The 11,007-nt window shown below is 74.3% G+C and carries 8 protein-coding genes; all 8 read right to left on the bottom strand.

The genetic code is table 11. From position 1 onward, the window contains the following. Positions 1-45: 45 nt before the first annotated feature. The 8 genes from ACIQ8B_RS23425 to ACIQ8B_RS23390 all read right to left on the bottom strand — a co-directional run bounded on the left by ACIQ8B_RS23425 (position 46) and on the right by ACIQ8B_RS23390 (position 10,841). Positions 46-801 carry an SDR family oxidoreductase gene (locus ACIQ8B_RS23425; RefSeq protein WP_290007761.1) on the bottom strand — a complete coding sequence of 252 codons (756 nt, stop codon included), beginning with the start codon at positions 799-801 and terminating at the stop codon, positions 46-48. 4 nt (positions 802-805) lie between these two features. Continuing rightward, positions 806-2,587, bottom strand: a complete 1,782-nt coding sequence (locus ACIQ8B_RS23420) for a glycoside hydrolase family 15 protein (protein ID WP_403549299.1) — start codon at positions 2,585-2,587, stop codon at positions 806-808. Positions 2,588-2,889: 302 nt separating this feature from the next. Continuing rightward, complete coding sequence (locus tag ACIQ8B_RS23415; RefSeq protein ID WP_403549297.1) at positions 2,890-3,702, bottom strand: SURF1 family protein; 813 nt, start codon at positions 3,700-3,702, stop codon at positions 2,890-2,892. A gap of 78 nt (positions 3,703-3,780) precedes the next feature. Beyond that, complete coding sequence (locus ACIQ8B_RS23410) at positions 3,781-4,764, bottom strand: DEDDh family exonuclease (RefSeq protein ID WP_403549295.1); 984 nt, start codon at positions 4,762-4,764, stop codon at positions 3,781-3,783. Between the two features lie 98 nt (positions 4,765-4,862). After that, a complete protein-coding gene (locus ACIQ8B_RS23405; protein WP_403549293.1) occupies positions 4,863-5,870 on the bottom strand; it encodes a CopD family protein in 1,008 nt (335 codons plus the stop codon). 388 nt (positions 5,871-6,258) lie between these two features. Beyond that, complete coding sequence (locus ACIQ8B_RS23400) at positions 6,259-7,623, bottom strand: CoA transferase (protein ID WP_403549291.1); 1,365 nt, start codon at positions 7,621-7,623, stop codon at positions 6,259-6,261. 102 nt (positions 7,624-7,725) lie between these two features. Beyond that, positions 7,726-9,252, bottom strand: coding sequence for a S8 family serine peptidase (locus ACIQ8B_RS23395; protein WP_106414858.1), 1,527 nt, complete (start codon positions 9,250-9,252; stop codon positions 7,726-7,728). 59 nt (positions 9,253-9,311) lie between these two features. Further along, a complete protein-coding gene (locus tag ACIQ8B_RS23390; RefSeq protein WP_403549288.1) occupies positions 9,312-10,841 on the bottom strand; it encodes a S8 family serine peptidase in 1,530 nt (509 codons plus the stop codon). Positions 10,842-11,007: the final 166 nt, after the last annotated feature.

The raw sequence follows: 11,007 nt of genomic DNA, 5'->3' as shown, positions 1-11,007 counted from the left end.
AGCCCGTAGCGGGCCAGGGCCGCCGGAGACCTGGTGCGTCCGGGTTCAGAACCCGTGCCGTGACCCGCCGTCCACCGGGAGCATCACACCGGTGATGTACGACGCCGCCGGCGAGAGGAGGAACGCCGCCGTGCGGCCGAACTCCTCCGGGGTGCCGTAGCGGCGGAGCGGGATGCGGGACTCCGAGGCCTGGCGGGTGGCCTCCGGGTCGGCGGACAGGGAGTCCAGCTCGCGTACCCGGTCGGTGTCGATGCGCCCGGGCAGCAGGCCCACGACGCGGATGCCGCGCGGGCCCAGCTCGTCGGCGAGGGACTTGGCGAAGCCGGCCAGGCCCGGGCGCAGCCCGTTGGAGATGGTCAGCCCGGGGATCGGCTCGTGCACCGAGCCGGACAGCACGAAGCCGACGACACCCCCCTCGCCCAGCTCCGCGGCGGCCGCGCGGGCGAGCCGCACCGCGCCGAGGAACACCGACTCGAACGCCGCCTGCCACTGCTCGTCGGTGGTGTCGGCGACGAACCCCGGCGGCGGCCCGCCCACGCTGACGAGGACGCCGTCGAAGCGGCCGAACCGCTCCCGCGCGGTGGCGATCAGCCGCTCGGCGGCCACGGGGTCGGCGTTGTCCACGGCCATGCCGGCCGCGTCCGGCCCCAGCGCGGACACGGCCTCGGCGACCGCGTCCTCCTTCCGCCCCGTGACGACCACCTTCGCGCCCTCGGCGACGAGCGCCCGCGCGGAGGCGTGGCCCAGTCCGCGGGTGGCCCCGGTGACGACGTACACCCGGTCCTTCAGTCCAAGATCCATGGCCCTATCCTGCCCCCTCGTCGCCGAACAGGGCGAGGGCGCTGTTCACCAGGCCGATGTGGCTGAACGCCTGCGGGAAGTTGCCCAGCAGCTGCCCGTTCACCGTGTCGTACTCCTCCGCCAGCAGCCCCACGTCGTTGGCCAGCCCCAGCAGCCGTTCGAACAGCGCGCGGGCCTCCTCGGTCCTGCCGGTCATGTGCAGGGCGTCCACGAGCCAGAACGCACACGCCAGGAACGCGCCCTCCTGCCCGGGCAGCCCGTCCACGCCGGTGGCGTCCGGGGTGTAGCGGCGCACGAGACCGTCCTGGCCCAGCTCGGCCCGGATCGCGTCGATGGTGCCGAGCACGCGCGGGTCGTCCGGGGGCAGGAAACCGGCCCGGGGGATCAGCAGCAGCGCCGCGTCCAGCTCGCGCGACCCGTAGGACTGGGTGAACGTGTTGCGCACCGGGTCGTAGCCCTTCTCGCACACCTCCCGGTGCACCTCGTCGCGCAGCGCGCGCCACCCGTCCAGGTCGCCCTCCAGCTCCGGGTGATCCTCCATCGCGCGCACCGCGCGGTCCGCGGCCACCCACACCATCACCTTGGAGTGCACGAAATGGCGCCGGCCGCCGCGCACCTCCCACAGCCCTTCGTCGGGCTGCCGCCAGGCCGTGCGCAGGAAGTCCAGCATCACCGACTGCAGCGCCCACACGTCCGGCCTCCCGGGCAGCCCCGAACGCCGGGCCAGCGCCAGCGAGTCCACCACCTCGCCGTACACGTCGAGCTGGAGCTGGTTCACGGCGTCGTTGCCGGTCCGTACGGGGGTGGCGCCGTTGAAGCCGGACAGCCACGGCAGTTCGAACTCCGGCAGCCGCCGCTCGCCCGCCAGCCCGTACATGATCTGCAGGTCCGCCGGTTCCCCGGCGACCGCGCGCAGCAGCCAGTCGCGCCAGGCCTCGGCCTCCTCCTGGTAGCCGGCGGAGAGCAGCGCGCTCAGGGTGAGCGTGGAGTCGCGCAGCCAGCAGAAGCGGTAGTCCCAGTTCCGTACGCCGCCCGGATCCTCCGGCAGGGAGGTGGTGGCGGCCGCGACGATGCCGCCGGTGGGACGGTAGGTGAGCGCCTTCAGCGTGATCAGGGACCGCACCACCATGTCCCGGTGCGGCCCCCGGTAGCGGCACCGGGACGCCCAGGCCTGCCAGTCCTTCAGGCTGTGCCGCAGCGAGGCGTACGGGTCGACCAGCGCGGGCCGTGGCTCGTGCGAGGGGTGCCAGGTGAGCACGAAGGCGACCCGCTCGCCCTCCCTCACCGTGAACTCCGAGTGGGTGCCCAGGTCTTCGCCCCAGGTGCGCACCTCCGGCTCGCTGCGCAGCCACGCCGAGTCGGGCCCGGCCACCGCGACCCGGTGCCCGTCGTCCTCGCGCACCCAGGGCACGACCGAGCCGTAGTCGAACCGCAGCCGCAGGGTGCTGCGCACGGTCACCTCACCGCTGAGCCCCTGCACGATCCGCACCACGTCCGGCGCCTGGTGGCGCTGCGGCATCAGGTCGGTGACCTGCACCGCGCCGTCGGGTGTCTCCCACACGGTGTCCAGGACCAGCGAATCGTCCCGGTAGGCGCGGCGCGCGCACCGCTCCTGGCCCCGTGGGGCGATGCGCCAGTACCCGTTGTCCTCGTCGCCGAGCAGCCGTGCGAAGCAGGCCGCCGAGTCGAAGCGGGGCAGGCAGAGCCAGTCGATCGAGCCGTCGGTACCCACCAGGGCAGCGGTCTGCTCGTCGCCGATGAGCGCGTAGTCCTCGATGCGGTGCACGGGGTGCGGGTTCCCGGCCGCCGGGTGCGGCAATCAGCGGAACGGCCGGAGCGGCTCGGACCGCTTGTGGCCGGTGCGGTCCTGGCCGGTGCCGTTCGCCGCCGGGCCTCCACGGCCTGGGCCGGCTCGGCGATGCCGCGCGAGGCGTACGTCTTGGCGGAGCCGCGGGAGACGCCCGTCGCAGCGGCGGTCTCGGGCTCCCTCGGCCCGAGCCGGCGGCCCAGCACCAGTGCCTCCCGCCGCAGAACCCGGCGAACGGGGAGAGCGGAGAGAGCGAGGAGAGGAGAGAACGGGGAGTGCGGTCAGACGGCCGCGGACTCGGTGCGGGCGGCGCCGGACGGCCCGGCGTCCGTCTCCCCGCCCGTCTTCGCCGCCCGCTCGCGCGCCTCGCGGCGGGCCAGCACGACCCAGCCGACCGGGACGGCGGCGGCGAACAGCCACCACTGGACCGCGTACGCGTAGTTCAGCGCCGCGTTCTCCTTGCCGGGGTCGCCGAGCTGCTGGGGGAGGCCGCCCCGGGGCTCGGGCGCGGTCTGCGCCACGTAGCCGCCGAGCACCTCGGCGTCCAGCCGCTCCGCCTCCCGTTCGCTGTCGATCAGCATGATCTGCCGGTCCGGCAGGCCCTCGAGCTCCTTGATGCCGCTCGCCTCGGTTGTCTCGTCCGGCATCAGCCGGCCGGTGATGGTGGTCTCGCCGCGCGGCGGCGCGGGCACCTTCGGGAACTCGGTCTGGCTGGGGCCGTCGGCGGGGATCCAGCCGCGGTTGACCAGCAGCACCGCGCCGCCGTCCAGGACGAACGGGGTCAGGACGTGGAAGCCGATCTCCTCGTCGGCGTTGGTGCGGCGGCGCACCACGACCTCGGAGTCCGTGTCGAAGCGGCCCGTGGCGGTCACCGTGCGGTAGCGCTCGGCGCGGGTCACCGCGCGGCCCGGGGCCGCCAGCTCCTCCACCGGCACCGGGTCGGCGGCCAGCGCGTCGGTCACCAGCTGGTTACGGGCGGCCCGCTCCTCGTAGCGGTTCATCTGCCATACGCCCAGCACGATCATCGTGGGGACGAGGAGCAGGGCGGCCAGTGTGAGGGTCACCCATTGCCGGGACAGCAGGAAGCGGTACACCCCACGACCGTACAACCCGGGCGCGGGGTGCGTTGAGCCGGGTATGTGCCTTCGCGCCCCCCGCGCCCGGGAGGGCGGTCAGGTCTCCGAGGCCGGCTCGACGTCGGCGAGGAGCTGGCCGAAGGCGGCCTCGTCGACCACCGGGGTGCCGTACTGGCGGGCCTTGACCGTCTTCGACGTGCCCGAGTCGGGGTCGTTGGTGACCAGGAGGCTGGTGAGCCGGGACAGGCTCGACGCCACATGCAGCCCGGCCTCGGTCGCCCGGTCCTCCAGCAGGTCCCGCTCGACGGAGGTGTCTCCGGAGAACGCCACCCGCATGCCCTGCTTCAGACGCTTGCCCGGTTCGTACCGGCCCGGGTTGGGATAGGGGCATGCGGGCCTCTTGCGGGAGGGACGCCAACTGGCGGGCTGCCGTCCGCCGTAGCCCGCCTGCTGTCCGGTGCGGGGACGGTCCGACCACTCGGTGAGCGGCCGGCACTCGTGCAGCGGCAGCCGTACGCCGCCCGCCGCCGCGGCCCACAGGCTGGGCCGGAACGCCTCCGCCAGCACGCGCGCGTCGTCGAGGGCGTGGTGCGCCCGCCGCTGCACCACGCCGAAGTGCGCGGCCAGGGACTCCAGCTTGTGGTTGGGCAGCGGCAGCCTCAGCTCCTTGGACAGGGCGATGGTGCACAGCCGCTGTCTCACCGGGGCCTCGCTGCGCGCGCGGGCGTACTCGCGGGCGATCATCTGCCAGTCGAACACCGCGTTGTGCGCCACCAGCACGCGGCCCTCCAGGCGCGCCGCGAACTCCGCCGCGACGTCCTGGAAGAGGGGCGCCCCTTCGAGCATCTCGCTCGTCAGCCCGTGTATCCACACCGGGCCCGGGTCGCGCTCCGGGTTGACCACCGTGTACCAGTGGTCCTCGACCTCGCCGCGCGCGTCCAGCCGGTAGACGGCCGCGGAGATGATGCGGTCGTCCCGGGCCAGCCCCGTCGTCTCCACGTCGACGACCGCGTATCCCTGCGGGTACGCGGCCGGCCACGCGGCGGGGGAGGAGGCTGCGGCGGTGAGGTCTTCGAGCATGGTTCATGAGGATACGGGCCGCTACTGACAGGCCTGTCCGACAGGCGCCCCGCGCGGCGCGTCCGTCGCGGCTCGCGTGTGACGCCCGGGCGCGGCGGTCACCAGCGGATGGGCACCGGCAGCGCGGTCAGCAGTCCCGACACCGCGACCACCAGGGCGAGCACGTACACCTCCGTCCGCGCGGGTGAACTCGCGGTCAGCGGGTCGGCCGCGCGGGCCAGCCGCACGCGCGCCCACAGGGCGAGCGCGGCGACACCGGCCATGAGGATCAGCTTGGCGAGCAGCACCCGCCCGTACGCGGTGTCCGTCAGCTGCTCCAGGACGGTCCCGGGCGGCATCCGGCGCAGCGAGCTGCACACCCCCGTCGCGGTGATGGCGACGAGCAGGACGAGCGCCACGCGCGCGTAGCGGCCCAGCAGCGCCACGCCCGCCTCCGTACGCCCCCACAGCCGCAACGTGCGCAGCACGTGCGGCAGGCCGCCCACCCACAGGGAGGCGCACGTCAGGTGCACCAGCGTCAGGGCGGAGCCGATGAGCGGGCTGTACTCCGTCGTCGGGTGGGCGCGCAGCGCCTCCGCGACGATCACCGCGGCCAGCGGCAGCGCCTGGGCGGCGCGGCGGCGGGAGGCGGAGCACAGGGCCGCCGCGAGGAAGCCGTTGACCTCCAGCAGGGCGAGCTTGCCGTCCCGGGTCTCGTAGAGGCCGCCCACGTCGATGTCGGCGGGACCGCTGGGGACGAGATTGCCGGTCGCCACCACGGAGGCGAGTCCGAGGGCGGCCACGAAGCCGACGCTGTTGGCGACGGTGGACCAGCTGCGGGGCAGGGCGGGAGGCGCGCCGGGCGTCGCACGCGCCAGCCGGACGGCGAACAGCTCGCCCACGGGGACGGCCAGCGCGGCGAACAGCACCGTGCGCAGCAGGGCTATGCCGCCGGTGCCGGGAGCGTCCGCCTCCCCGGTGCCGTGCAGCGCGGGCGACGGACCGAGCAGGGGTATCAGCGCGCCGAGCGTCACCAGGACGAGCACGGCCGCGGCCCGCCCGGCTCCGGGCCGCCGCGGACCACTGTGCGCACCGGTCGTCCGGGACCTGGATTTCGTCAGAGTCACCTCAGGATCTTCACAAGATCACACAGAGCGGGGCAAGCGCGGGGCGATATGCGGACTTCGTCCGCCCGTTCCGGCGCGGGTGGACCGCTGGTGAGCGCCGGTCACGCGTCCTGCGCGCCCGGCGTTCATCCACAGCAGGCCTGCTCTCCGCCCTCCGGCGTGCGGGGAACCGTCCGCCGTCCGAAGTCACCCGTGGCCGAACCCCCGTCAGCGCCTGTCCGTGTGCGTCCGCGGGGTCCTGGGCCTGTGCTGCCGGCGACCCCGGTCCGCACCCGTCGTCCGGCGCCCGGCCGCGCGCCGGACGACGGGCGGAGCCCTTCACACGAGGCTCTGTGTTCACCGCCGATGCGCGGGGCGTGCCCCGTGGGCGCCGCTGCCGCGCCCACGCTCACCGCCACCGCGCCGCATCCGCCCCCCACACCCCCGGCGCCCGCCCCCAGTCGCGCGGTCCGCCCGCGAACGCGACCGGCGGCAAGGCGTACCGCAACCGCCCCAGCGGGCTGTCCCGTTCCGTCAGCCACGGCGTGGCGGAGAACTCGCCCTCGCCCTCCTCGGCCCCGGAACCGGACGCCCCCGCCAGGAGTTCGCCCGCCGTGCGGGCCAGAGCCACCCGCACCAGCCTGCTGCCGCCCTCCTCCGCCTGCTCCGACAGGGACCGCAGCACGCCCGCCGCCAGCAGGTACCCCGTGCCATGGTCCAGCGCCTGCGCGGGCAGCGCGCCCGGGTGGTCCCTCCCGCCCTCGACGTGGGCGATGCCCGTGGCCGCCTGGACCAGGCTGTCGAAGCCGCGCCGGCCCGCCCACGGCCCCGTGGCGCCCCACGCCGACAACTGGGCCACGACCACCCCCGGCCGCCGCTCGGCCAGGGCCTCCGCGCTCGCTCCGAAGCGGTCCAGGGCGCCCGGCCGGTACCCCGTGACCACCACGTCCGCCCGTGCCAGCAGCTCCTCGAAGACCTCCCGGCCGCAGGCCAGATCCACCCGCGCCGACCGCTTCCCGAAGCCGGTGTCGGCGTGCTGGTCGGGCAGTTCGGGCAGCCCCGGCGGGTCCAGCCGCAGGACGTCCGCGCCGAGCAGGGCGAGCGTGCGGGTGGCGACCGGACCGGCGATGACCCGGGTGAGGTCCAGCACCCGCAGTCCGGCGGCGGGCAGCAGGAGGTCCCCACCGGCCGCCGCGAACTCCCGCGCGGGCGCGGAGTCCAGCCGTACCCGCTGCACCAGCGGCAGCCGCGCGACCGCCGACGCCTGCGCGTGCGCCGCCCACTCCCCGGGCGTGCGCAGGGCGACGGCCAGTCCGCCGGCCGCGGTGACCGTCTCCTCGACCTCCCGCGCGGACCTCCGCGCGAGCACCGCGGCCACCGCGTCAGGGTCCTTGGGCACGCCGAGCGCGGCGAGCAACCGCGACCGGTGGTGCGGATAGTTGGCGTGCGTGCGCGCCCATCCGTCCGCCGTGCGCCAGAAGCGCGACAGCGGGGCGAAGTTCTCCGGGGCCCGCCCGTCGATCCGCAGGTGACGCTCGCTCACGAACGCGGTGGCGACCGCCCCGTCGTCCACCCGCACCGCCGGGACCTCGCCGCCCGCGCGCCGTGCCGCGAGCTCGGCGGCGGCCAGCGCGCACACGCCGACGCACGCCCCCGCGAACTCCCGCACCGGCAGCCGTGAGGGCAGGACACCCGGCCGGCCGACGGCGGACACCCGTGAGAGGAGAGCGGGATCCCCGCCCAGACCGGACCAGAAGGACACGAGACGGTTCATGCCCTCACTGTGCAGCACCGCCAGGCCGGGGAGGGTGCCTGCCCGGATGACGGAAAGGGGCCGGGCGCACCCGCCCGGCCCCTCCCCGCGCCCCGGCGGCGACTACCGCGTCACCGCGTCCAGCGCGTCGGCCATGCCCCAGCCGTAGAAGCCGTTGCGGTTCTTCGGGCCCTCGCACACCGCGTCGGCCTTGCCGTCGTTGTCGATGTCGTACGGCTTGGTGCAGGCGGTGGCGTCGGCCTGCGCGTACAGCAGGGCCTTCACCAGCGCCGGCGGCGCGTACGGGTGCTTCGACTTGATCAGCGCGGCGACGCCCGCCACGTGCGGGGACGCCATCGACGTACCGGCCATGTAACCCCAGCGGCCGCCGGGCAGCGGGCCGAGGATCAGGCCGCTGGTGGCGGGCGGCTCGGGGGTCTGCAGGGCCGTCGAGTCACCGCCGGGCGCGGCGATGTCGATGACGCCCCGGCCGTAGTTGGAGAACGACGACTTCAGACCCTTCGCGCCGGTCGACGCGACCGTCACCACGCCCGGCAGCTGCGTGGGGATGTCCAGGCACTCCGACGGGTCGATCACCCGGTCCGACGGGGTGCCGTCGTTCGGCGAGGACGGGTCGGTGATCTCGTCGGCCGCGAGGTCGTAGTTCTCGTTGCCCGCCGCGGCGACGTTGACCGCGCCCTTGCGCTCCGCGTACCGCGTGGCCCGGCCGACGGCCTCGACGAGCGCCTTCTGGTCCGGGTCGTTCGTGCAGTTGAAGTACCAGGGGTCGGTGTAATAGCTGTTGTTGGTGACGTCGACCCCGTGCTCGGCGGCCCACATGAAGCCGCAGACGACGGCTTCGGCGTAGAAGTAGCCGTCCGGGTTGGACACCTTGATGCCGGAGACCTTCACCCCGGGGGCGACACCGGTCATGCCGACGCCGTTCTTGGCGGCGGCGATCTCACCGGCCACGTGCGTGCCGTGCGGGCTCTCGGCCGCGCCCGGACGCCAGGCGCCCTCGCTGGTGTCGGGCTTGCCCGCCACGCAGTTCACCGACGCGGCCCGGTCGAAGTTGGGCGCGATGTCGGGGTGGGTGTCGTCGACGCCCGTGTCGATGACGGCGACGGTGACCTTCGGGCTGCCCAGCGACTTCTCGTGCGCCTTGTCCGCCTTGATGGCGGGCAGGTCCCACTGGAGGTTCTGCAGCGGATCCTGGTCCGCGGCGGCCTGCTCCGTCGCCTCGGCGACCTCGGCGGCGCTGAGCACCTTCGGGGAGCCCGTGTCCGTGGTGGCCGCCGACGGCAGCGGCGCGTTGCGGGTGGCGCCGGCCGACTGCACCCCCGGCACCGTGCGGATCGTCTTCGCGAAGTCGGCGTTCGAGGAGTGGACGACGATCACGCCGATCTTCTCGTACGACGTCACGATCGTCCCGCCGGCCTCGGCGATCGCCTTCTTCACGTGCGCCGGAGCGCCGTGCCCGCCCCGCACGTTGACCACGTAGCTCAGCGAGGCGGTGTCCGCGGAGGCGGCCCCCTGGTGGGCGGGGGCGGCCGTGGCCGCCGTGTTCGGCAGGAACGCGAGCGCGGTCGCCAGGGCCATGCCGGCCGGGACGACCAGCGCCCGGCGGTGACGCGGGTGGGACGCTGTCATGAAGTCTCCAGTTCGCTCACTTCGAGGTGCGGGGTGGGGCGGGTGTGCGGGTCCGTGGCTCACTTGACGGCGCGCAGCGCGTCGACGATGCCGTGACCGTAGAAGCCGTTGGCCAGCCGGCCGCCCTCGCACGTCGCGTCCTGCGTTCCGTCACCGTTCTGGTCGTACGACGCGGGGCAGCCCGGGTTGTTCGCCTGCGCCTTGAGGAGGGCCTGCAGCGCCGCCGGGGGCGCCCACGGGTGCTTGGACTTCAGCAGCGCCGCCACGCCGGCCGCGTGCGGCGAGGCCATCGAGGTGCCCTGCAGCCAGGCGTACTCGCCGTTCGGCATGGTGGACAGGATGCGGCCGTTCCTCGACGGGGTGTCCGGCAGCTGGTAGCGGCCGTCCCCGCCCGGCGCGGCCACGTCGACGACGCCCTTGCCGTACGAGGAGTAGTACGACTTGAGGTTCTCGGAGCCGGTCGCGCTGACCGTGACGACGCCCGGGAGCTGCGTGGGCAGGTCCAGGCACTCGCTCGGGTCGATGGTGCGCGGCACCGGCGTGGTGTCGTTGGGGCTGGACGTGTCGTCGATCGCGTCCGAGGCCAGGTCGTGGTTGGAGTTGCCGGCCGAGGCGAGGTGCAGGGTGCCCTTGCGCTGGGCGTACAGCTGGGCCCGGTTGACCGCGTCGACGATCGCCCGCTGGTCCGGGTCGTCCATGCAGTTGTACATCCACGGGTCGACGTAGTAGCTGTTGTTCGTGATCTCCACGCCGTGGTCGGCGGCGAACACGAACGCGCAGACGACGGCCTCCGCGTAGAACAGCCCGTTGTCGGGGTCGGTGACGTTGATCGACGAGACCTTCACGCCGGGCGCGACGCCGGCGACGCCGATGCCGTTGCGGGCGGCGGCGATCTCACCGGCCACGTGGGTGCCGTGGTAGTCGCCCGCGGTGTACGGCCGCCAGGCGCCCGGGGAGGTGTCCGGGGCGCCGCCGAAACAGTTGGCGGACTGGGACGCCGAGAAGTTCGGCGCGATGTCCGGGTGGGTGTCGTCGACGCCGGTGTCGATGACGGCGACCGTGACGTTCCTGCTGCCCGGGTTGATCTTCGCCGCCTTGTCGGCCCCGATGGCGCGCAGGTCCCACTGGTCGGCCTCGAGCGGCTCGCTGCCCGGGGTCTTCGCGGAGGCGGCCCTCAGCTGCGCGGCGTCGGCGGCCGTGAGGTACTCGGCGGAGCCGGCGTCCGTGGTCCCGGCCGGGGCCAGCGGCGCGGTGCGGGTGGCGCCGGCCGACTGCACGCCCGGCACCTCGCGGAGGGCCTGCGCGAAGCCGGCGTTCGAGGAGCGCGCGACGATCACGCCGATCTTCTCGTACGCGATGACGACCTCGCCGTCCGCCGCGGCGATCGCCCGCTTCACCGCGGCGACCGTGCGGTGGTCCGCCCTGGTGTTGACGACGTACGCCAAGGCGGGCGCGTCCGCCGCCTGCTCCGCCGGCACCGTCGCCGGGGCGGCCGAGGCCGCCGCGGGCAGGAAGCCGAGCGAGGCGGTCAGCGACAGCACGACGGGAACGGCGAGGGCGAGCCGGCGCCTGGAACGCAGATGAGCCATGGGGTCTCCACATCATCCGGAAACGAAACCGGCCCGAGACAGGTGTGGCTGCCCGGGCAGGTACATGACGGGTGGTGCAGGGTGAAGCTATCCCGCCCGTCGCTGGCCAGCAATGATTTGCGTGCAACGTCTTCGGAAAACGTTCACGGAAAAGAACCGTGCCGAG

The sequence above is a fragment of the Streptomyces sp. NPDC096105 genome (assembly GCF_044763335.1).
Lineage (GTDB): Bacteria > Actinomycetota > Actinomycetes > Streptomycetales > Streptomycetaceae > Streptomyces.
Note: the sequence above shows the minus strand (reverse complement) of the source record. Positions and strands in the feature narration are given on the sequence as shown.

Excerpts from the sequence above, each read along its gene's own strand:
- ACIQ8B_RS23400 (WP_403549291.1), bottom strand. The coding sequence starts at position 7,623 with ATGAACCGTCTCGTGTCCTTCTGGTCCGGTCTGGGCGGGGATCCCGCT.
- ACIQ8B_RS23425 (WP_290007761.1), bottom strand. The coding sequence starts at position 801 with ATGGATCTTGGACTGAAGGACCGGGTGTACGTCGTCACCGGGGCCACC.
- ACIQ8B_RS23390 (WP_403549288.1), bottom strand. The coding sequence starts at position 10,841 with ATGGCTCATCTGCGTTCCAGGCGCCGGCTCGCCCTCGCCGTTCCCGTC.
- ACIQ8B_RS23395 (WP_106414858.1), bottom strand. The coding sequence starts at position 9,252 with ATGACAGCGTCCCACCCGCGTCACCGCCGGGCGCTGGTCGTCCCGGCC.
- ACIQ8B_RS23410 (WP_403549295.1), bottom strand. The coding sequence starts at position 4,764 with ATGCTCGAAGACCTCACCGCCGCAGCCTCCTCCCCCGCCGCGTGGCCG.